General features: G+C 74.7%; 3 protein-coding genes. All 3 read left to right on the top strand.

Going from position 1 to position 24,459, the window contains the following annotated elements; all coding sequences use genetic code 11:
- The first annotated feature begins 22 nt into the window (after window positions 1–22).
- Genes WME75_RS21805 through WME75_RS21795 form a run of 3 tightly spaced genes read left to right on the top strand, consistent with a single transcriptional unit; the run spans window position 23 to window position 24,437 of the window.
- The gene (locus WME75_RS21805) at window positions 23–5,797 is read left to right on the top strand and encodes a type I polyketide synthase (protein ID WP_437494038.1); all 5,775 of its coding nucleotides are present in this window, start codon (window positions 23–25) and stop codon (window positions 5,795–5,797) included.
- Window positions 5,794–19,140 carry an SDR family NAD(P)-dependent oxidoreductase gene (locus WME75_RS21800; protein ID WP_437494035.1) on the top strand — a complete coding sequence of 4,449 codons (13,347 nt, stop codon included), beginning with the start codon at window positions 5,794–5,796 and terminating at the stop codon, window positions 19,138–19,140. Before WME75_RS21805 ends, WME75_RS21800 begins: the two co-directional genes overlap by 4 nt.
- Window positions 19,141–19,172: 32 nt before the next feature.
- The gene (locus WME75_RS21795; RefSeq protein ID WP_437494032.1) at window positions 19,173–24,437 is read left to right on the top strand and encodes a type I polyketide synthase; all 5,265 of its coding nucleotides are present in this window, start codon (window positions 19,173–19,175) and stop codon (window positions 24,435–24,437) included.
- Window positions 24,438–24,459: the final 22 nt, after the last annotated feature.

Raw genomic sequence — 24,459 nt, 5'->3', positions numbered from 1 at the left:
ACACCGCGTCGAGAAACCGACCATGAAGGATGTCCGTGACCGCCTCGATCAGCTGAGCCCCCTGCAGCGGGCGACGCTCGCGCTCAAGGAGATGCGCGCCCGGCTCGACGCGGTCCTGCATGCGCAGAAGGAGCCGATCGCCATCATCGGGCTCGCGTGCCGCTTCCCCGGCGGGGCCAACAGCCCCGAGGCGTACTGGCGCATCCTGAAGGATGGCGTCGACGCGACCTCGGATGTTCCGCGCGATCGCTGGGACGGCGACGCGTTCTTCGACCCCGATCCCGACGCGCCCGGCAAGATGTACACGCGTCGATCCGGGTTCCTGAAGGGGCACGACGTCGACCGGTTCGACGCCCCGTTCTTCGGGATCTCGCCGCGCGAGGCCTCCATGATGGATCCTCAGCAGCGCCTGCTGCTCGAGCTCTCCTGGGAGGCCCTCGAGGACGCGGGACAGTCCCCCGATCGGCTGGCCGGCAGCCGCACCGGCGTGTTCGTCGGCGTCGCGACCGCCGACTACGCGCAGATCGCCGGACAGGGCGGGCTCTCCGCCCTGGACCCCTATATCGGCACCGGGAACTCGGTCAACACGATGGCGGGGAGGCTGTCGTTCGTCCTCGGGCTGCACGGGCCGGCCGTGGCGCTCGACACCGCGTGCTCGTCATCGCTCGTCGCCTCGCACCTCGCTTGCCAGAGCTTGCGCGCGGGCGAGTCGGACATGGCGCTCGTCGGCGCGGTGAACCTGATCCTCACCCCGGCGGTGAACGTGCTCTATTCGCGGATGCGCGCGCTCGCGCCCGACGGGCGGTGCAAGACCTTCGATGCTTCCGCGGACGGCATGGTGCGCGGCGAGGGGGGCGCGGTCGTGGTGCTCAAGCGCTGCCGCGACGCGCAGCGGGACGGCGATCGCGTCCTCGCGGTGATCCGCGGCTCGGCGGTCAACCACGACGGTCGCTCGAGCGGGCTCACGGTCCCGAGCGGCACCGCGCAGCGAGCGGTGCTGCGCGCTGCGCTCGCCAGCGCCGGCGTCGCTCCGGCCGAGGTCCGCTTCATCGAGACGCACGGCACCGGCACGCCGCTCGGCGATCCCATCGAGGTGAACGCGCTCGTCGCGGAGATGGGCGAGGGGCGCGCCGAGGACGCGCCGCTGACGCTCGGCTCCGCGAAGGCCAACATCGGGCACCTGGAGGCGTGCGCCGGCCTGGCAGGGCTCATCAAGGTCGTGCTCGCCCTGCGCCACGGCGAGATTCCGCCGCAGATCCACTTCCAGCGCTTGAACCCCGAGATCACGGAGGGCCGCTTCCCGCTCGTCATTCCGACGAGCGCGGTCCCGTGGCCCGAAGGCGACGCGGCGCGCATCGCCGGCGTCAGCGCGTTCGGCGTGAGCGGCACCAACGCGCACGTGATCCTCGAGGCGCCGCCCCGCTCGGCCCCCGCGCCCCTCGGGGACGCTCCCGGTCGGAGCGCCTCGCCCGAGATCGCCGATTCGCCTGCCGCTGCGAGGCCCGTCCCCGGCGATGCGTGGCTGCTCCCCATCTCGGCGAGGAGCGTGGACGCCTTGCACGACCTGGCACGAGCCTACCACCTGCGGCTCGCGGACGGGGCCGACCTGCGGCTCGCGGATCTCTGCCACACCGCGTCCCTCCGGCGCGCGCACCTCGAGCGGCGGCTCGCGGTGGTGGGTGGATCCCGCGAGGAGCTCGCGGAGGCGCTCTCGGCCTTCCTGCAGAAGGAGGTCCACCCGCGCTTCTTCGCCGGCAACGTGCAGCTCGGCCGCTCGCCCCGGATCGCGTTCGTCTTCTCCGGGCACAGCAGCCACTGGGTCGGCATGGGCCGCGGGCTCCTCGAGCGCGAGCCGGTGTTCCGGGAGGCGCTGCTCGCGTGCGACCGCGCCCTCGCGCCGTATTTCGTCGGGTCGGTCGTCGAGCAGCTTGCCGCCGCGGACGCCGAGGCAGCGTGGGAGCGGCTCGAGATCGTGCAGCCCGTCGCGTTCGCGATGCAGGTGGCGCTCGCCGCGCTGTGGCGGTCGTGGGGCGTCGAGCCGCAGGCCGTCGTCGGCCACAGCATGGGGGAGATCGCCGCGGCGCACGTCGCGGGCGCGCTGAGCCTCGACGACGCTGCGCGCCTTGTCTGCCGCCGCAGCGAGATCCTCGGGCGGGTGCAGGGCAAGGGGGCGATGGTGGTCGTCGCGCTCTCGGCGGAGCAGGCTCGCGCGGCGCTCGCCGGCTTCGAGGACCGGGTCGCCGTGGGCGTCTGCAACGGCCGCGCGTCCACCGTGCTGTCCGGCGATCCGGCGGCGCTGGAAGAGCTCCTCCCGAAGCTCGTGCGCCGCAACATCTTCGCGCGCAAGGTCAAGGGCGCGACCGCGGCCGGCCACAGCCCGCAGATGGACCCGCTGCTGCCGGAGCTCGTGCGCGCGCTCGCCGGCCTCGCGCCGCGCGCGGCGGCCGTGCCTTTCTATTCGACCGTGACCGCCGCGCCGCACGAGCCCGCGGCGCTCGGCCCCGAGTACTGGGCGCGGAACCTCCGGGAGCCGGTGCTGTTCGCGCAGGCGATCCAGCAGATGGGGATCGATGGATACGACGCCTTCATCGAGATCAGCCCGCACCCGCTGCTGCTCGGCGCTATCGAGCAGGTGCTCCGGCCGCAGGGCGGCGAGAGCACGCTCGTGCCGTCCACCAGGTCCGACGAGCCGGAGCGGATGACCCTGCGGGCTTCGCTGGGCCGGCTCTACGCGGCGGGCGCTCCGCTGGACTTGTCGCGCCTCGACGCGCCGGGCGGCCGGTTCGTTCCGCTGCCCACCTACCCCTGGAAGCGGCAGCGGTACTGGGTGTCGCCGCCGGCGCCCGCGCCCGCGCCGGCCCCCGGGGTCCCGGCGCCCTCACGGTCCAGCGCGTCGCATCCGCTGCTCGATCGGCACATCGCTTCGGCCCGCCTCGCCGGCGAGCAGTACTGGGAGCTCGATCTCGATCGGGAGCGGCGCGCGTCCCTCTGCGCGATCCGCCTTCAGGGGATCGCGCTCGTGCCGGCCGCGATCTTCGTGGACATGGTGCTCGGCGCTGCGGCGGCGCTCCTGCCTCCCGGCGGGAGGGTGTTCGAGGATCTCGTCCTCCGCGACGCGCTCCTTCTGGAGGATGACGCGGAGGTGACGTTGCAGCTGATCCTGACGCCCGGGCCCGCGGGCGCGGCATCGTTCGAGATCTGGAGCCGCGCCTCGCGGCCCGGGAGCGAGCCGAGCGGCGGGATCCTCCGGGCGTCGGGCCGCGTTCGGGCCGCAGACGCCGACAGGGACCTCACGGGCGACGGGCCTTCGCTCGAAGCCCTGCAGGCGAGCGCCGGGACGACCTGCGACGGCGCGGCGTGCTACGCGCAGATCCAGGGGCGGGGGCTCGAGGTCGGTCCGGCGATGCGGGCCATCGAGCACGTGTGGCGCGGGGAGGGCGAGGCGCTCGGCCGGCTCCGCCTCCCGGATGCGGCGGCCGCGGACCCGGGAGCCCATGGGCTCCATCCAGCGCTGCTGGATGCGGCGTTCGAGCTGCTCGCGTCCCTCGCGCACGATCCGGAGACGCCGCCGATCGAGGGCGAGGCGCTCCTCCCGACGGGGCTCGAGCGGCTCGTCCTCCATGCGGCCGGGCCGTCGTCCGGCGCGGCCTCGTGGTGCCACGCCACGGTCCACCCACCGTCGGCGGACGCGGGCTTCTCCGGCGATCTCCGCCTGCTCGACGCCGAGGGCAGGCTCCTGGCCGAGGTCCGAGGCCTCTGCCTGGATGTCCCCGATCGTCAGGCGGCGCGGCGCATCGTCGGGGCGCGCCTCGACGGGTGGCTCTATGAGCTCGCATGGGAGGCGGCGCCGCCGGCGGCGACCGCGGCGCCGGCGCCCGCTCCAGCTGGCCGCTGGCTGATCCTCACGGACGCGAGCGGGCTCGGCGAGGATCTGGCGCGCCTGCTCGCGCGGCGCGGCGAAGGCGCCCTCCTGGTGCGCCCGGCCCCGCGCTTCGCGGCGCCGCCGGAGGGCCCGTGGGCCGTCCCGCCCGAGGAGCCGGAGGCGTTCGATCGCCTGCTCGCGGAGGCGCGGGTCTCAGGCCCTCTGCGCGGTGTCGTCCACCTGTGGAGCCTCGACGCGACCCCGCCTGCGCAAATGAGCGTCGCGTCCCTCGCGGCGGACGAGGCGAAGGGTACGACGGCGGTGCTTCACCTCGTGCAGGCCCTCGCGCGCTCGAACCAGGCGTCGCCCCTGTGGCTCGTGACGCGCAACGCTCAGCCGGTGCCGCGCGGCTCCGACGATCTCGCGCTCGCCCAGGCGCCGCTGTGGGGGCTCGGGAAGGTGATTGCCCTCGAGCACCCCGAGCTGTGGGGCCGCGCGATCGATCTCGACCCCAGGGCGAGCAGCGATGAGGCACGGGGCCTGCTCGGCGCGATCGACGCCCGCGACAGCGAGGACTTCGTGGCCCTCCGCGGCGGCGAGCGCTACGTGGCCCGCCTGGTCCGGAGCGACGGGCCCAGGATGCCCGCGCAGCCGCTCGCGCTCCGGGCCGACGCCGCTTATCTCGTCACCGGTGGGCTCGGCGGGGCAGGCCTTCAGGTGGCCCGATGGCTCGTGGATCGGGGCGCCCGCCACCTTGTCATCCTGGGCCGGCGGGGGCTTCCGCCGCGCGAGCTCTGGGACACGCTCGCGCCCGGCAGCGACGCGCGGCAGAAGGTGGAGCTCGTGCGATCGCTCGAGGCGCGCGGCGCGACCGTGCGCGCCCTGTCCGCGGACGCGGGCGATCCGGCCGCCATGGCCGAGGCTCTCCTGGCGGTGCGCGCCGCCGGCCTGCCGCTGCGCGGCGTCCTCCACGCCGCGGGCGTGACATCGAACACGTCGCTCCTGGAGACGGACGTCGAGCTCCTCCGGTCCGTGCTCCACGCCAAGGTCGCTGGCACGTGGATCCTGCACGAGCTGACGCGCGATCTGTCGCTCGATTTCTTCGTCTGCTTCTCGTCGCCGGCCGCGGTCTGGGGCGCGGCGAGGCTCGGCGCGTACGCCGCGGCCAACCACTTCATGGACATCTTCGCGCACTACCGCGGCGCGCTCGGTCTACCGGGGCAAAGCATCAACTGGGGCGGCTGGGGCGGCGGCGGCATGATCACCGCCGACGTGCAGCGCTTCGCGGCGCAGATGGGCTTCGGCGTCATGCCGCCTGCGCACGTGCTCGAGGCGCTCGACGCGGTGATCCAGGGAGGCCCGGCGCAGCGCACGGTCGCGCGGGTCGACTGGCGCCTCTTCAAGGCGATCTTCGAGGCCCGGCGGCGCCGGACGCTGCTCGATCGGATCGAGATCCCGGCGGAGCCGAGCACGGCGAGCGGCGAGGCGAAGGGCGCGTTTCGCAGGCGTCTCGACGAGGCCGAGCCAGCCGATCGGGGAAAGCTCCTCACGGCGCACGTCCGGGAAGCGGCAGCGTCGATCCTCGGGATGGCAGACCCGCTCGCGCTCGATTCGGACCAGGGATTTTTTCAGATGGGCATGGATTCGATGATGAGCGTTCGATTGCGCAACCGGCTGGAGATAAGCCTCGGCAGCTCGCTGCCGCCCACGCTCGCGTTCGAGCATCCGACGGTGGACGCCATGACCGGCTTCCTCGCGCGCGAGGTCCTCGCCCTCGCTGTGCAGGCCGAGCCGCTCGCGCACGCTCCGCCGCCTGCCGGGGCGCGGGCGCGCGCGCGCGTTGAGGACGCGTCGCTCGATCGGCTCTCCGAGGACGAGCTGGAGGCGCTCCTGGCCGCGGAGCTCGGCGGCGCGCCGCAGGACGCCGCGTCGTGAGCGCCGACGCTGACCGTTCGCCCGTCCTCAAGCGGGCCCTGCTGGAGCTGCGCGATCTCCGCGCGCGGCTCTCTGCCGCGGAGTCGGCCCGCAGCGAGCCGATCGCCATCGTCGGCATCGGCTGCCGGTTCCCCGGCGGCGCCGACACGAAGGAGGCCCTCTGGCAGCTCGTCCGCGACGGCGTGGACGCGACCCGAGAGGTGCCCGAGGACCGGTGGGATGCGGCCGCGTTCTACGACCCGGACCCCGACGCGCCGGGCAAGATGTACACGGCCCGCGGCGGCTTCCTCGATCAGGTCGACGGCTTCGACGCGCGCTTCTTCAGCATGTCGCCGCGCGAGGCGCAGAGCCTCGATCCGCAGCACCGCCTGCTCCTCGAGGTGAGCTGGGAGGCGCTCGAGGACGCCGCCATCGCGCCGGATCGCCTCGCGCACAGCCGCACCGGCGTCTTCGTCGGGATCTCCTCGAGCGACTACGCCCATGTCCTCGGGGCGAGCGCGTCGCTCTCCGGTCTCGACGCCTACTTCGGCCCCGGCACGGCGCTCAACTTTGCGCCGGGCAGGCTCTCCTATCTCCTCGGGCTCCAGGGGCCCAGCGTCGCCGTCGACACCGCGTGCTCCTCCTCGCTTGTCGCTGTCCACCTGGCCTGCCAGAGCCTGCGCAGCCGGGAGACCGACCTCGCGCTCGCGGCCGGCGTGAGCCTCATCCTGACCCCTGCCGCGCACATCGTGCTGTGCAAGACGCGGGTGCTCTCCCCCGAGGGCCGCTGCAAGACCTTCGATGCCTCGGCGGACGGCTACGGGCGGGGCGAGGGCTGCGGCGTCGTCGTGCTCCGCCGCCTGTCCGACGCGGTCTCGGCGGGCGATTGCATCCTCGCCGTCATCCGCGGCTCGGCGGTGAACCAGGACGGCCCGAGCAGCGGCCTCACGGTCCCGAACGGGTCGGCGCAGCAGATGCTCGTGCGCGAAGCGCTCGCGAACGCCGGCGTGGAGCCGCACCACGTCGACTACATCGAGGCGCACGGCACGGGGACGCCCCTCGGCGACCCGATCGAGGTGCGCGCGCTCGCGGCGGCCCTCGGGGCCGGGCGCGAGCCCGAGCGCCCGATCCTCCTCGGCTCGGTGAAGACAAACATCGGCCACCTCGAGGCAGGCGCGGGGATCGCGGGGCTCATCAAGGTGGCCCTCTCGCTTCATCACGGGGAAATCCCGCCGCACCTGCATTTCAAGACGCCGAACCCGTACATCGAGTGGGACCGGCTGCCGGTGCGCGTGGCGGCGACGAGGATCCCGTGGCCGTCGGTCGACGGCCGTCGCATCGCGGGGGTGAGCTCGTTCGGGGCGAGCGGCACGAACGCCCACGTCGTCCTCGGCGGCGCGCCCGCGGCGCAGGCGGCTGCCGCCTCGGCGCCCGAGCGACCCGTCGAGCTCCTCTGCGTCTCGGCGCGGAGCGAAGAGGCGCTGCGCGTGCTCGCCGACCGTTACGAGCGCCACCTCGGGTCCCACCCGGAGGAGCGGCTGGCGGACGTGTGCTTCACGGCGCGCGCGGGGCGAGCGCGCTTCGCGCATCGGCTCTCGGTGGTCGCGTCGTCGCGCGAGCAGCTCTCGGCGCGGCTCGGCGCGTTCGCGCGGGGCGAGCGAGCGGAGCAGACGCAGCAGGGCCGCGTGGAGCGAAAGGAGACGCCGCAGGTGGCGTTCCTGTTCACCGGGCAGGGCGCGCAGTACGCGGGCATGGGGCGGGAGCTGTTCGCGACCGAGCCCGTGTTCCGGCGGGCGATCGAGGAGTGCGATGCGCTGTTGCGGCCGCACCTGGAGAGGCCGCTGATCGAGGTCTTGTACGCGGCGGAGGGGCAGGCGAGCCCGCTCGACGAGACGGAGTACACGCAGCCGGCGCTGTTCGCGGTGGGCTATGCGCTGAGCGCGCAGTGGAAGGCGTGGGGGATCGAGCCCTTTGCGGTGCTCGGGCACAGCGTGGGCGAGTACGTGGCGGCGTGCGTGGCGGGGGTGTTCGGTCTGTCGGAGGGGCTCGGGCTCATCGCGACGCGAGGGCGGCTGATGCAGGCGCTGCCGAAGCAGGGGGCGATGGCGGCGCTGTTCGCGGACGAGGCGACGGTGGCGGAGGCGGTGGAGCCGTACGCGGCGGAGGCGTCGATCGCGGCGGTGAACGGGCCGTCGGAGACGGTGGTGTCCGGGGCGCGCGGCGCGGTGACGGCGGTGGTGGAGGCGCTGGGGGCGCGCGGGGTCAAGAGCCGGTGGCTGAACGTATCGCACGCGTTCCACTCGCCGCTGATGGCGCCGATGGTGGAGGCGTTCGAGCGGGCGGCGTCGCAGGTAACGATGGTGGCGCCGCAGCGGAAGCTCATCGCGAACGTGACGGGGAGGGCGGCGCGCGAGGAGGTGACGCAGGCGGGGTACTGGGCGAGCCATGTGCGCGCGCCGGTGCGGTTCATGGAGGGGATACGGGCGCTGCACGAGGCGGGGGCGGAGGCGTTCGTGGAGGTGGGGCCGAGCCCAGTGCTCTCGGCGATGGGGCGGCGGTGCGTGCCGGAGGGGGCGGGGGTGTGGCTGCCGTCGTTGCGGCCGAAGCGCTCGGATTGCGCGCAGATGCTCGAGAGCCTGGGGGCGCTGTACGTGCGAGGCGCGAAGGTGGACTTCGCGGGCTTCGACCGCGACCGGGCGGGCCGAAAGCTCGTGCTCCCGACCTATCCCTTCCAGCGCGAGCGGCACTGGGTAGAGGCCGGGCTGACGCAGGCACGGGGAGAGGAGACGGCGGTCGGCCCATCGCCCGTGGGGGCGCCTGCGACGCTGCTCGGGCAGCGCCTCGTGTCGCCTGCGATCCGGGACGTGATCTTCGAATCGCAGCTCGCCGCCGAGATGCTCCCGGTGCTGCGCGATCACCGCATCTACGGCCGCGTTGTCGTGTCGGGCGTCGTCCACCTCTCGCTTGTCGCCGCGGCTGCCGTCGCGGCGTTCGGCCCCACGGTCGGCATCGAGTACGAGGAGGTCTCGTTCTCGCAGCCGCTCATCCTGCCCGAGTCCGGCGCCCGTACGGTCCAGACGATCCTCACGCCCGGCGAGCCCGGCGTCGCGTCCTTCCAGCTCGTCAGCCTTGCGCCGGAGGGCTCCGGCGCGGACCGCTGGACGCTTCACACGACCGGCCGCGTGCGCGTCTCGGGCACGGCTCCGCCCCGCCCGGCGGCGCGCTCGATCGAGGCGCTCAAGGCGCGCTGCAGCGAGGAGCGGGACGGCGCCGAGTATTACGCGCGCCTGTGGCGCCGGGACGAGCACTACGTCGGCGCGAGCTTCCAGGTCATCGAGCGGATCTGGCGCAGGGACGGCGAGGCCGTCGCGCGGCTCGCGCTCCCTTCGGAGGACGTCGTGCGCCCGCGCGGCGTCGAGATCGATCGCGACGTCGTCATGAGCATGTGCATGGACGAGGTCTACGGCCAGGTGCTGATGGCTGCGGTCCCCGGCTACGAGGAGCTCGCGCGCGAGTCCGGGCAGACGTTCATCGGGCAGCGCGTGGATCGCTGCCAGGACTACGCTTCCGCCTCGCACCACGCCGTCTATGCCCACGCCGTCCTGCGCCCGTCCGAAGGCGAGGATCTCTGCGGGGACGTGTACCTCCTCGACGAGGGCGGCGCGGTCCTGGCCAGGGTCGAGGGCATGCACCTCCGTCGAATCGGGCGGACGCAGCTCAAGCAGGCGATCGAGCGCAGCGCCCGCCGCGCTCGGCGAGGCGCTGTGTCGCTGGACGAGCTCCGCGCCCAGAGCCCGGGCGAGATGCATCGCCGGCTGGACGACTACCTGCGCGGGCAGGTGGCCGACGTCCTCTCTGTCCCGGTGTCCGCCGTCTCCTCGCTCGACTCGCCGCGCGATCTCGGGCTGGACTCGCTGATGGCCGTCGAGCTCCGGAACGGCGTGCGGGCCGATCTCGGGATGGCGCTGCCGCTCGCTGACCTCTCGCAGGGGGCGACCCTCACGCAGCTCACCGCGTGGCTCGTGAAGGAGCTCGGCGCTGAGCGCCCGCCCTCGTCCGTCGAGCCGGCGCCGCCCGCGGGGGCCGAGGGCGCGCCGTCTTCCCCCCCTGCGATCGCGGTGGCGGCGCCTCCGCCCGCTCCCGCCGCCATGCATCGCGCGCCGGCGCCCGATCGCGGCGATCGCTGGATCCGCCGCTTTGCGACCGGCGCCGCCGGAAAGCCACGGCTCCGCCTCTTCTGCTTCCCGCACGGCGGCGGCAGCGCGTCGGCCTACAGCGCCTGGCCGCGGAGCCTCCCGCCGGACATCGAGGTGTGCGCCGTCCAGCTGCCCGGGCGCCAGGAGCGGTTCGCGGAGCCGCCCATCACGCAGATCGCGCGGCTCGTCGAGGCGGTGGCCACGGCGATCGAGCCGTATCTGGACGGCCCCTACGCCCTCTTCGGCGCGAGCAAGGGAGCGCTCGTCGCCTTCGAGCTCGCGCGCGAGCTGCGCCGCCGCGGCGCCCCCGCGCCGGAGCACCTGCTCGTCGCGGCGTACCCGGCGCCCCACCTGCCGAACCCGCTCCGCGCGAGGGCGGACGGGGTCGCCTCGCTGCAGACCGAGGACGCCTCGGCGATCGACGCGCTGCGCCGCTTCGGGGTCGTGCCCGAGGCGCTGCTCGATCCCGACGTACTCCGGCTCGCGCTGCCGGCGCTGCGCGCCGATGCGGAGGTGATCCGTGGCTACGAGCACCAGGAGGAGCCGCCGCTGGCGATCCCTGTTTCGGTGTTCGGCGGGAGCGAGGACGTCGACATCCCTCGCGACGATCTCCTCGGCTGGGCGCGCCACACCGACGGCGCCTTCGAGCTCCAGGTGCTGCCCGGGCCCCACCTCTTCTTCCTGACCGGCGCGACGCGGCTGCTCCGAGCTGTCGCGCGGTCGCTGGCCGAAGCACCGAGCACCGCGCTCCTGCCGCGCGCGCCACAGGTCGCGACGGCCGACGAACCGATCGCGATCGTCGGGCTCTCGTGCCGGTTCCCTGGGGGCGCGGGCGATCCCGAGGCTTACTGGCGGCTCTTGCGGGACGGGGTGGACGCGATCCGCGAGGTGCCGGAGGGGCGCTGGGGGCCCTGGGCCTTTGCGGGCCTCCGCCCCGGAGAGCCCTGGGAAGCGGCGGTGCGTCGCGGCGGATTCGTGGACGGGATCGAGCGGTTCGACGCGCGGCGGTTCGGCATCTCCGACGCCGAGGCGGAGCAGATGGACCCGCTGCAGCGGCTGGTGCTGGACCTCTGCTGGGAAGCGCTGGCGCATTCCGGGCAGGCGCCGCTCGGGTCGGCCGGGCGCGCGGGCGGCGTGTTCGTCGGGGCGTGCGGCGGCGAGTACGCCCAGCTGAAGGCGCAGCACGGCGCGGCGATCGACGCCTTCCGGCTGACGGGCGAGAGCGCGAGCCTGCTCGCCGGCCGCGTCTCGCACGTGCTCGGGTGGCGCGGGCCGAGCCTCGTCGTGGACACGGCGTTCTCGTCGTCGCTCATGGCCGTGCACCTCGCGAGCGAGGGCCTGCGGAGGCGCGAGTGCGACGTGGCGCTCGCGTGCGGCGCGCACTGGATCTTGAGCCCGCTCGGGAGCGTGAAGCTCTGGAAGATGGGGGTGCTCTCGCCCGACGCGCGCTGCCGCACGTTCGACGTCGAGGCGAACGGGTTCGTGCGGGGCGAGGGCGGCGGCGCGCTCGTGCTCAAGCGGCTGTCGGACGCGCAGCGCGACGGGGATCGCATCTGGGCGCTGCTCCGGGGCGGGGCTTCGACCCACGACGGCCGTACGGACGGGCTGCTCGCGCCGAGCCCCGAGGCGCAGGAGGCGATGCTGCGGGCGGCGTGGGCGCGCGCGGGCGTGACCCCGGAGCAGATCGGCTACATCGAGGCGCACGGGACGGGCACGAGGGCGGGCGATCGCGCCGAGGCGCGGGCGATCGGGCGCGCGCTGGGCGATGGGCCGGGCGTCCGGTGCGCTGTCGGATCGGTGAAGACCAACCTCGGGCACCTCGAGGCCGCGGCCGGGATGGCGGGCCTGATGAAGGTCGTGCTCTCGCTCGCCCACGAGGAGATCCCCCCGCACCTGCACCTCAGGCAGCTCAACCCGAGCCTCTCGCTGGAGGGCGGGAGGCTCGACGTGCCGACGTCGCGGCGGCCGTGGCCGCGCGGCGGGCAGCGGCGCATCGCGGGCGTGAGCGCCTTCGGGATGAGCGGGACCAACGTGCACGTCGTCGTCGAGGAGGGGCCTCCCGCGGCGCGCGCGGCGGTCTCGCCGCTCCCCGACGGGTCGGCGGAGCGCGGCGCGTCGCAGGCGCTCGCGCGGAAGCGGTACCCGGTCCTCGTCATCGAGCGCGGCGCGACGGACGGGGCCCTCGCCGAGCGAGCCCCGGAGCTGACGGGGCGCGCGACGCGGGAGCCCCCGCTTCGAGCGCTGCTGCGCGGGACGGCGGCGCTCGAGCGGCGCCGCGCGCTGCTCGAAGAGGTCGCCGCGTGCGTCGCGCGCCTGGTCCCGGCGCAGGGCGCGCTGGATCCCACGCGGCCGCTGCATGATCTCGGGCTCGACTCGCTCGGCGCGGTGGAGCTGCGCGGCCTGCTCGACAAGCGATCGGGCCTCACGAGCTCGGACACGCTGCTCTTCAGCTATCCGTCGATCCAGGCGCTCGCCGGCTACCTCGACGCGGCGCTCCAGGAGGACCTCGATCCGCGCGACGACGCCGTGGCCTCGAGCCCCGCGCCGCTCCCGCGGCCTTCGAGCGCGGCCGCGCCGCTCGGACATGCCGAGGAGCCGATCGCCATCGTCGGGCTCGCGTGCCGGTTCCCCGGCGGCGCGGACGATCCGGGGGCGTTCTGGGAGCTCCTCCGCGAGGGGCGGGACGCGGTGACCGAGATCCCTGCGGGCCGCTGGGACGTCGAGGCCTTCTACGACCCGTCCCCGGACGTGCCCGGCAGGATGTACACGCGGAGCGGCGCGTTCCTGCGCGACGTCGATCGGTTCGACGCGGGCTTCTTCGGGATCTCGCCGCGCGAGGCCGAGGAGATGGACCCGCAGCAGCGCATCCTCCTGGAGGTGTGCTGGGAGGCGCTCGAGCGGGCAGGGCAGCCTCATGACCAGCTGCAAGGTCGGTCGGTCGGCGTGTTCGTCGGCGTGTACCGCCACGACTACGGCTGGGTGAGGCAGGACCGGCTGGGAACGGACGGCATCACGACGTACAGCGGGACGGGGGATCTGCTGAGCGTCGGTCCCGGGCGCGTCGCGTACGCGCTCGGGCTGCACGGGCCGAGCATGGCGGTGGACACCGCCTGCTCGTCGTCTCTCGTGGCGGTGCACCTCGCCTGCCAGAGCCTGCGCTCCGGGGAGAGCGAGATGGTGCTGGCGGCCGGGGTCAACCTCATCCTCTCGCCCGAGGGGCACATCGAGCTCTCGCAGATGCGCGCCCTGTCGCCGGACGGCCGCTGCAAGACGTTCGACGCGCGCGCGGACGGCTATGGCCGCGGCGAGGGCTGCGGCGTGCTGGTGCTGAAGCGGCTCGCGGATGCCCGTCGAGACGGCGACGAGATCTGGGCGCTCATCCTGGGCTCGGCGGTCAACCAGGACGGCCGCAGCAACGGGCTCACCGCGCCGAACGGGCTCGCGCAGCGCGGCATGCTGCGCAAGGCGCTCGCGAGCGCGGGCATCCGGGCGGAGCAAGTCGACTACATCGAGGCGCACGGGACGGGCACGCCGCTCGGCGACCCCATCGAGGTGGAGGCGATCAAGGAGGTCTTCGGCGCGCCGCGGCCGGACGGGTCGCGGTGCGTCCTCGGCTCGGCCAAGGCGAGCATCGGGCACCTCGAGTCGGCCGCGGGCGTCGCGGGGCTCATCAAGACCGTGCTCTCGATGCGGCACGAGACGGTGCCCGGGCAGGCTCATTTCGAGCAGCTGAGCTCGCGGTTGTCGCTCGACGGCACGCCGCTCGTGATCCCGCGGCAGCCGCTCCCGTGGCGGCGCGGGGTCCGGCGGCGCGTCGCCGGGGTCAGCTCGTTCGGCATCAGCGGCACCAACGCGCACGTCGTGCTCGCGGAGGCACGGGAGGCGGAGCCGCCTCCGGAGGCGGCGGCCTCGGGGCCGCTCGTGCTCCCCATCTCGGCCCGCAGCGCCGGCGCGCTCGCGGCGCTTGCCCGTGCCTACAAGGACCTGCTGTCCTCCGGAGACGCGCCGCCCGTGGATGCCGTGTGCAGGACGGCGAGCGTCCGCCGCAGCCACGAGCCGCACCGGCTCGCGGCGGTCTTCGCCACGCGCGCGGAGCTCGTCGAGCAGCTCGACGCCTTCCTGGCGGAGCGCCCCGGCGTCGCGTCGGGCGTCGTCGAGGAGCGGCCGCCCCGGCTCGTGCTCGTCTTTCCGGGGCAAGGCTCGCAGTGGGTGGGCATGGGGCGCGCGCTCCTCCAGGCCGAGCCTGTGTTCCGCGCCGCGATCGAGGCCTGCGAGCAGGCGATGCGCCCGCACGTCGACTTGTCGCTGACGGCTCAGATCGGCGCGGATGAGGCGTCGTCGCGGCTCGGCGAGATCGACGTCGTGCAGCCTGTGCTCTGGGCCATCGAGGTCGCCCTCGCGGCGCTCTGGCGGTCCTGGGGCATCGAGCCCGACGCGGTGCTCGGGCACAGCATGGGCGAGGTGGCCGCGGCGCACGTCGCCGGCGTCCTGAGCCTCGAGGACGCGGCCCGGATCATCTGCCGGCGCAGCCGCCTCATGCGCCGTGTGAGCGGGCGCGGCGCCATGGCGCTCGTCGAGCTCGCGGTGGCCGAGGCTGAGCGCTCGCTCGTCGGGTACGAGCAGCGGCTCTCGATCGCGGCGAGCAACGGTCCCCGGTCGACGGTGCTGTCGGGCGACGCGCGGGCGCTCGACGAGGTGCTCGCGCGGCTCGAGGGGCGCGGGGTCTTCTGCCGGCGCGTCAAGGTCGACGTCGCGTCGCACAGCCCGGAGGTGGAGGGGGTGCTCGACGAGCTCGTGGGGGAGCTCGCGGGGATCCGGCCGCAGCGAGCGCGCGTGCCGATGCTCTCGACCGTGACGGGGCGGTACGTCGAGGGACCCGAGCTCGACGCGCGTTACTGGGCGCGAAACCTGCGGGAGCCGGTGCGGTTCGCCGCGGGCGTGGAGGCGCTGAGCGCGGAGGGGCCCACGGCGTTCCTCGAGGCGAGCCCGCACCCCGTGCTGCTGCCGTCGATCGAGGACGGGCTCTCGGCGGGGTCGCGCCGGGGCGCTTGCCTGCCCTCGTCGAGGCGCGGCGAGGACGAGCGGCGCGTCCTCCGGACCTCGCTCGCCGCGCTCTACGTGCTCGGCGCGGGGGTCGCGTGGAAGCAGCTCTACCCGGGGGATCACCCGCCGGTCGCGCTGCCTTCGTACCCGTGGCAGCGCGAGCGCTTCTGGATCGACGCGCCGCCCGGCGGGCCCTCGCGATCGCGCGCCCGCGGCGCCGCCGCGCTGCTCGGTGAGCGCCGCGATCTCTCCGCGGATCCGGCGGTGCACACCTGGGAGGTCGAGCTCTCGGCCGCGCGCGTGCCGTACCTGGCCGATCACCTCGTCGCCTCGACGGTCGTCCTGCCGGCCACCGCCTATGCGGAGATGGCGCTCGCTGCTGCGCGCGCGGTCCTCGGCCCCGGTCCGCACGCCGTGGAGGCGATGCTCCTGGAGCACGCGCTGGCGCTGCCAGACACGGGGGCGCAGCTCGGGCAGGTCGTGCAGACGGTGCTGCGCGTCGACCACGCCGACCGGGCGACCTTCGAGATCTTCAGCAGGTCCGGGGCTGCCGCCGACGCGGATCGGCGCGACGCCGGGTCGCCCTGGACGCGGCACGCTCGAGGGGCCGTGCGCGCGGCCGCCGGCGCCGAGGAGCGGCCGCCGCTCGACCGGGCCGCCATCGAGGCGCGGTGCACCCGCGTCCTCTCGCGGGAGCAGCACTACGCCCACATGGCGGCGATGAGCCTGCCCTACGGCCCCCGCTTCCAGGGCGTCGTCGAGGTCCGCTGCGGCCTCCGCGAGGGCCTCGCCCGGGTGCGCCTGCCCGAGCGGCTCGTGACCGCCGGACACGTCATTCATCCGGCCCTCCTCGACGCATGCTTCCAGGCTGCGCTCTCCGTCGCGACCTCTGGCCTGGGCGGCGCCGCCTGCATGCTGCCTGTCGGCGTGGAGCGGCTCCGCGTGGGCGAGCGGATCGAGACCGACCTCGCGTGTCACATCGTCCTGCGCGATCGTGACGCCGGCGCCGTGGCGGAGCGCGCGATCGCGGACGTTCGGCTGATCGACGCCGGCGGCCGCGAGGTCGCCGAGGTGCTCGGCTTGTCGTTCCAGCGCGTCGAGCTCGGGCAAACCGAGCCCGCGAGCGCCTTGTACTACGAGGTCGCGTGGCGGCTCGCGCAGGCGGACGCCGCGGCGCGAGCGCCCGCCGAGCGGCCCTTGACCGTCCTCGTCCTCGCGGATCGGGGGGGCGTCGGCGAGGCGCTCCTCGGGCGCCTCACGGACGCCGGCGCCGCCTGCGTGCTGGTCCGGCGGGGGCCGCGTTACCGCAGGATCGCGGCCCGCGAGCTCGAGGTCGAGCTGGAGGACGCCGACGGGATCGCGACGATGCTCCGGGAGGCCGCCGCCGAGCTGGGGCGGCCTGCGCCGGACGCCATCGTCCACCTCGTCTCGCTCGACGCGGTCCCGGCCGAAGCCGCCACGGCCGACGCGCTGAGCGCCGCCTGCGCGCTCACGTGCGGCAGCGCTCTCGGGCTCGCGCAGGCGATCGCGCAGGCCGGCTACCGCGACGCCCCCCGCCTCTGGCTTGTCACGCGCGGCGCGCAGCCTGTGGAAGGGGAGGGGGCGGCGTGCGCGGTGGCGCAGGCGCCGCTCTGGGGCTTCGGGCGGACGCTCATGCACGAGCACCCCGAGCTGCGCTGCTCGCTCGTCGATCTCGACCCGCTCGCGGAGGGCGCGCTCGACGCGCTCGCGCGCGAGCTCGGGGCTGACGGCGCGGACGACCAGATCGCCTTCCGCAGCGGAGATCGCCATGTCGCGCGGCTCGTGCGCGCGGACCGACCCGCGGAGGCGCCGCCGCGCGTGCGCGCGGGCGACCGCGCGTTCCGCCTGGAGACCGACCGGCCGGGCGTGCTCGATGGGCTCGTGCTGCGGGCGCGCCCGCGCCGCGCGCCGAGCGCGGACGAGGTCGAGATCGAGGTCGCAGCGGCGGGCCTCAACTTCCGCGATGTCCTGCTCGCGCTGGGGGCGCTCCCCGACCCGGGCACGGACGCCTCGGGGCCGCCGCTTGGCCGGGAGTGCGCCGGTCGCGTCGTCGCGGTCGGCGCCGGGGTCCAGGACCTGCGCGTGGGGGACGAGGTGATCGCGCTCGCGTCCCGCTGCCTCGGCACGCACGCCGTCGCCCCGCGCCGGCTCGTGCTCCCCCGGCCTCCCTCGATGAGCGCCGAGGACGCCGCCTCCATCCCCCTCGCGTTCCTGACCGCCTTTCACGCCCTGCACCACGTCGCGCGGCTGCGGCGGGGCGAGCGCGTGCTCATCCACGCCGCGGCGGGCGGCGTGGGGATGGCGGCCGTGCAGATCGCGGCGCGCGCCGGGGCGGAGATCTTCGCCACGGCCGGCTCGGAGGAGAAGCGGAGCGCCCTCGCTGCGATGGGTGTCCAGCACGTCATGAGCTCGCGCGATCTCTCCTTCGCCGGCGAGATCGACGAGCGCACCGGGGGACAGGGCGTGGACGTCGTCCTGAACTCGCTGGCCGGCGACTTCATCCCGAGGAGCCTCGAGCTCCTCCGGGACTACGGGCGCTTCATCGAGCTCGGCATGCGCGACTACGAGGCCGATCGGCGGATCGGGCTCCGGCCCTTTCTGCGCAAGCTGACCTTCGCGCTCGTCGACCTCCGCGGGATGATCGTCGAGCGGCCCGACGACATGCGCGCGCTCTTCGAGGAGGTCATGGCGCTCTTCGCGGCCGGCGAGCTCAGGCCGCTCCCGCGCCGCGTCCTGCCGATCGCGGACGCGGGCCAGGCCTTCGCGCTCATGGCGCGCGCCGAGCACATGGGCAAGGTCGTCCTCTCGCTCGACGGCGCCAAGGACGCGCCGATCGCCCCTGCCCGCAACGAGGAGCCGCGCATCACGGAGGACGCCACGTACCTCATCACGGGCGGCCTCGGAGGCATCGGCCTGCGCCTCGCGGCGTGGCTCGTGGCGAAGGGGGCTCGCCACCTCGTCCTCCTCGGGCGGAGCCCTGCCTCGGAGCGGGCCGAGGCGGCGATCGCCCCGCTCCGCGCGGCGGGGGCCGACGTGCGCGTCGCCCGCGCCGACGTCGCCGTTCGGGCCGAGGTCGATGCGGTGCTCGACGACATCGATCGCTCGATGCCAGCGCTCCGGGGCGTCATCCACGCCGCGGGGCTCCTCGACGACGGCGCGATCGCTCGGCTCCGCTACGAGCGCGCGGAGCGCGTGATGGCGCCGAAGGTCCTCGGCGCGTGGAACCTGCACGAGCTCACGCGGGCCCGGCCGCTGGACCTCTTCGTGCTCTGCTCTTCGGCCACCGCGCTGCTCGGCTCGCCGGGGCAGGCGAGCTACACCGCGGCCAACGCGTTCCTCGACGCGCTCGCGCACCACCGGCGCGCGCTCGGGCTGCCGGCGACGGCGATCGACTGGGGCACCTGGAGGGAGGTCGGCCTCGCCGCGGCCCAGGAGAACCGGGGCGAGCGGCTCGCCTCACGCGGCCTCGATGGGCTCGCGCCCGACGAGGGCGTCGAGACCTTCGCGCGGCTCCTCTCGCAGGGCGCCGTCCAGCGCGCGGCCATGCGCTTTCACCCGCGCCGCTGGCAGGAGTTCCACCTCGCCGCGGCGCGCTCGCCCTTCCTCGCGGAGCTCGCCGACGACCTCGCCGGCCAGGCGGACCCGCGGGGCGCCGCGGGCTCCATCCGATCGCAGATCGCCTCCGCGCCTCCGGGAGAGCGCCGGGCCGCGCTGGAGGCGCACCTCCGGGATCAGATCGCTCGGGTGCTGCGCTGCGAGCCGTCGCGCGTGGGCGCGGGCACCCCGCTTCAGCAGGCCGGGCTCGACTCGCTCATGGCGATGGAGCTCAGAAACCGGCTCGAAGCGAGCCTCGGCGTCTCGCTGAACGTCACGTTGATCTGGCGGCACCCGACCGTCGTCGACCTCGCGGAGTACCTCGCCTCCGCGATGGACATCCCGCTCGGCGCCTCCGCCGAGCCCGCGCTCCCGCCTGTCCCCGAGGCGCCCCCGGCGGCCGCGTTGACCGACGACGGCGCGCAGAAGATCGCGAAGGTGCTGCGCGCGCTCAAGAGGCTCTCGGCGAGCCGCCGAGGCCCTTCGGAAGAGGGCGGAACGGACCGGTAAGCAGCCGTATGAAAGAAGAATTGACCGAAGCCATGCAGGCGGTTTCCGAGCTCGTCGGCGAGCTCTCGCCCGACGAGCGCGCGGTGCTCTCGTCGCTGCTCGCCCCCCGGCCGGAGCCGATCGCCATCGTGGGCATCGGGTGCCGTCTCCCCGGGGGCGCGGGCGACCCGGCGTCCTTCTGGCGCCTGCTCGCGGAGCGGGGCGATGCGGTCCGCGAGATCCCGGCCGATCGCTGGGACGTCGACGCCTTCTACGACCCCGACCCGGACGCTCCCGGGAAGATGTACACGCGCTACGGCGCGTTCCTTGACCGCGTCGACGGGTTCGACCCTCACTTCTTCGAGATCACGCCGCGCGAGGCCGCGCGCATGGACCCGCAGCAGCGGCTCTTGCTCGAGGTCGTGTGGGAGGCGATCGAGGACGCGGGGCAGCCTCCGGACGGGCTGCGCAGGAGCCGGACGGGCGTCTTCGTCGGCGGCAGCTGGCGCGACTACGAGCTCTTGCACACGCGGGGCGGGAGCCTCGCCCAGGTCGACGCCCACACGCTGACGGGCGATCTCGCGAGCGTCCTTGCGGGCCGCGTCTCGTACACGCTCGGGCTCGAGGGCCCCAGCATGACGGTGGACACGGCGTGCTCCTCCTCGCTCGTCGCGATCCACCTCGCGTGCGAGAGCCTGCGGGGCGGCGGGTGCGACCTCGCGCTCGCGGGCGGCGCGAGCCTCATCCTTGCGCCCGACGGCTTCGTGAAGCTCTCGAAGATGCGGGCGCTCTCGCCCGACGGCCGCTGCCGGACGTTCGACATCCGCGCGAGCGGGTTCGCGCGCGGCGAGGGGGTCGGGGTGCTCGTCCTCAGACGCCTCTCCGACGCGCAGCGCGCGGGAGATCGCATCTGGGCCGTCCTCCGCGGCTCGGCGGTCAACCACGACGGCCGCAGCGCGGGTCTGAGCGCGCCGAGCAGCCTCGCCCAGCGCGCCGTGATCCGTGCGGCGCTCGAGGCCGCCGGCGTCTCGCCCTCCGAGGTCGGGTACATCGAGGCGCACGGCACGGGCACCCCGCTCGGCGATCCGATCGAGATGGAGGTGCTCAAGGACATCTTCGGAGACCCGCGCCAGGGTGGATCGGTCTGCGCGGTCGGCTCCGTCAAGACGAACATTGGCCACATCGAGGCCGCTGCGGGCGTCGCGGGCGTCATCAAGGCGGTCCTCGCGCTCCGGCACGGCGTCATCCCCGCCCACCTGCACTGGACGCAGCTCAACCCGCGCATCTCGCTGGAGGGCACGCCGCTCGTCATCCCGGTCGAGGCGCGGTCCTGGCCGCGCGGCGGCGCGGAGCGCATCGCCGGGGTCAGCTCGTTCGGCATCAGCGGCACGAACGCGCATGTCGTCCTGGCCGAGGCGCCCGAGCCCGAGCGCCGGCCCGAGGGCCAGCGCCATGGCTACCAGGTCATCACGCTCTCGGCGAAGACGGAGGCCGCGCTCGGGGAGCTCGCGGCCCGCTACGCCGCGGCGCTCTCGGCCGACGCCTCGATCGAGCTCTCGGATGTGGCCGCCACGGCCAACCTCGGCCGGGCGCGGCACGCCTTCCGCGCCGCGATCGTCGCCGGCTCGACGGCGGAGGCCGCGCCGCTCCTGGCGGCGTTCTCCCGCGGGGATCGGCCGGCGGGCGTCCTTTCCGGCGAGGCGACCGCGCGCCCCAAGGTGGCGTTCGTGCTCTCCGGCCGCGCCGGTGATCGGGCCGGCTTCGGCCAGCATCTCTACGAGACCGAGCCGGCGTTCCGCGAGGCGCTCCACCGCTGCGACAAGCTCTTCCGGCCGTTGCTCGACGGCTCGGTGCTCCGCGCCTTGCTCCCTCCTGCGGGCGCCCCGGCGGCGTCTCCGGCGGGCAAGTACGAGCGCCCTGCGGCCTTCGCGCTCGAGGTGGCCCTCTGCGCGCTGTGGCGTGCCTTTGGCGTCGAGCCGGACCTCGTGATGGGGTGCGGCATCGGCGAGGTCACGGCGGCCTATGTGGCCGGAGCGCTGTCGCTCGAGCAGGCCGCCGCGCTCGCGGCTGGCCGCGAGCCGCCGATCGACGCGCGTCCACCGGCGCGCATCGGGATCGTGTCCTGCTCGATCGGCCGGTTGATGAGGCCCGACGAGGTGTCGGATCGCGCCACATGGGCTCGCCTCCAGCGCGGCACCGCGGAGCTCGAGGCCGGCGTGCGGGCGCTTCACGCCGAGGGCTGCGGGATCTTCGTGGCGCTCGGTCCGGCCAGCGGCCTGCCTCCGGCCGCCCCCGCGGTCTGGATCCCCTCGATCGTGGCCCCTGGGGACGAGGTGGTGCCGTTGCTCCGCGGTCTCGCGGCGCTCAGCGTACGGGGCGTCCAGGTGGACTGGGCGAAGCTCCACGAGTGTCGCCCTGGCCGGCGCATCAGCCTGCCCACGTACCCGTTCCAGCGCGAGTCCTTGTGGCTGCCGGTGCGCCGGCCCTCCGGGGGAGACGCGCGGCGGCTCCTGCCGCGCGCGGTCGCAGCAGCGGGGGATCCGCTCCTCGGCGAGCGCGTTGCCTCGCCGATGTCCGCGCTCCAGTTCGAGGCCCGCGTGGCCGCTTCCTCGATGCCCTTGCTGAGGATGGAGTCGCGCCCCGGGTCGACGGAGTCCGCGGAGTCCCGCCCCACGTCGATGCATCCGCTGCCCGAGGAGCCCATGCTCGTTCCCGTGGCGATCCACCTCGGGCGGCTCCTGGCTGCGTCGAGGCAGGCGCTCGGGTGCGAGGAGGCCCTGCTCGAGGACCTCGCGTTTCCCGAGCCGATGCTCCTGCGCCGGCGTGACGAGGAGCGCATCAGCCATCTCACCCTCGTACCGGAGCCGACCGGGGCGCTCTTTTCCGTGTCGATCGCCAGCATCCCGGGCGACGGCCCGCCCGACTGCGCCCGCTGGACGACGCACGCGACGGGGAGGCTCCGTGACGTCGAGGCGGGACCGGCTCCGGCCGCCATGAAGCCGGAGGCGATCGGCGGGGGCGCCGCAGCGGTCGTGGACCGAGACGGCTTCTATGCCCGCCTCGCGGCGAGCGGCCATCGCCCCCTCGGGGCAGCCCGCTGGGTGGAGCGTGCCGCCCTGGGACCTGACGGCGTGAGCGCGGAGATAGCGCTCCCTGACGGCAAGGAGGGCGTGGCCCTCCCGCTCTCCGTCGCTCTCCTGCACGCCGCCCTGGAGGTCGCCCTGGCGGCGGCGCTGGCGCATCCGGCCCCCGAGGGCGCGCTGCCCGTGCCTCTTTCGCTCTCCCGGCTTCGCTATGCGGGAGCGCGCCGAGGGGAGGGCCCATGGACCTGCGCTGCGCGCGGGGTCCCGGGCGCCCCGGGGGAGCCGTTCACCGTCGCATGGACGCTGCGCGACAGCGCTGGCCGAGCCGTCGCCGATGCGGCGGGGCTCGCGATCGGCTGGCGCTCGCGATCGGACCTCCTGGGCAAGCTCACCGCGCGCCAGGCCGAGCTCCTGTACGAGCTCTCGTGGCGCCCGGAGCTGCAGGCGCCGGATCGATCCGTGCGGGCTCCTGCTCGCTGGATCCTCCTCGCGGGCGGCTCCGAGCTCGGGCAGGGCCTCGCGGCGTGTCTCGAGCAGCAGGGCGGAGCGCCGATCCTCGTGCGCGCCGAGGCCGGCGGTGATCTCGACGCGCCTCTCGCCGAGGTTCTTCGCCTGCTCGACGGGGATGACAGGCCTTCTGGCGTGCCGGTCGCCGGCATCGTCGATCTTCGAGCGGCGGACGGACTTCGAGCGGCGGACGGAGCTCCCCGGGGCGGGCAGCGCGCGTCCGGTGACCCCGCCGATCCGCGCCTTTGCGACAGCGTGCTGCGGCTCGCGCGCGCTCTCGCGGACCGGAAGGGCCGCACCGGGACGGGCGCGCCGCCGCGGCTGTGGCTCGCGACCCGGGGCGCGCAGGCGGTGCAGGCGCATGAAGGGGACGGCGAGCGCCGATCCCCGGCGCAGGTGGAGGACGCGCCCGGCTTCGCGGGGGCCCCGCTCTGGGGGCTTGGCCGTGTGCTCGCCGCCGAGCACCCGGACCTCTCGGGTGGGCTCATCGACCTCGATCCGGCGAGGCCGCCTGCGGAGGAGTCCCTGCTTGCCGAGCACCTGCTCGGGGCAGACGTCGAGCCGGAGATCGCCTTCCGCCGCGGGGTCCGTTACCTGCCGCGCGTGGCCCGCTGCCCGGGCCTCGCCGGCGCGGGCGAGCCCACGGCGCTGCGCACCGGAGCGACCTACCTGATCACCGGCGGCCTGGGCGCGCTCGGGCTTCACTGGGCGGGGTGGATGGTGCGCCGCGGCGCCCGTCACCTCGTCCTCGTGGGCCGGCGTTCGCCGGGCCTCGAGGCGCAGGCTGTGCTCTCGGGGCTGCGCGCACGAGGCGCGCGCGTCCACGTGGTGCAGGCGGACGTCGCGCAGCGGGACGACGTGGCCGCCCTGTTCCGGCGCATCGACGCGATGCCGCCGCTCGCCGGCATCGTCCACGCGGCCGGCGTGAACGAGGACGCTGTCCTGACCCACACCGACGCGGCGTCGCTCGAGCGCGTCCTCGCGCCCAAGGTGCGTGGCAGCGAGCACCTCTGGGCGGAGGCGCGCGGCCGAGATCTCGACTTCTTCGTCTTTTTCTCGTCGGTGTCGGCCTTGCTCGGCAACCCTGGGCAGGCCGCCTATGCCGCCGCGAATGCCTTTCAGGACGCCTTCGCGGCTCATCTTCGCGCGCAGGGCGCCCCGGCGCTCAGCGTCGCCTGGGGGCCGTTCGCCGGAGCCGGCATGGCGCACGACGTCCTCGACGTGCTTGGCAGGCGCTGGGGTCTCTCGGGTCTTGCGCCCGACGAGGCGCTCACCCTCTTCGAGCACATGCTGCGATCGAACCGCGCCCACCTCGTCGCGATGGACCTGGATCCCGTGCGGCTCTCGAAGCGCGCCGCCGAGGCGACCTTGCCCGTCCTCTTCGCCGGCATCGCCGCCCCTGCGGAGCCGTCGGAGGCCGAGAGCCCGCACGGGGAGAGCGACCTCGCGCGGCGTATCCTCCGGAGCTCTCCGGACAGGCGCATGGCCCTGTTGATTCACGAGGTCACCGCCGTCGCGCAGGGCATCATGGGGCTTGATCAAAGCTTGTCCCTGAGCCCCGATCAGCGCCTGGACGAGCTCGGGATGGACTCGATGCTCGCGATCGAGGTGGTGCAGGGGCTCAGTCAGGCGTTCGGCATGACGCTGCCGGTGACGATGGCGATGGATCACCCCACCGTCGCCGCGATGGCCCGTTACCTCGAGCGTGAGCTCGGCGCTCTGCCGTAGCGGGCGCGGGCTGGCGCGCATC

Source organism: Sorangium sp. So ce1014, assembly GCF_051521505.1.
GTDB lineage: Bacteria > Myxococcota_A > Polyangia > Polyangiales > Polyangiaceae > Sorangium.
The sequence above is the reverse complement of the archived record's forward strand: the minus strand, read 5'-3'. Positions and strand labels throughout refer to the sequence as shown.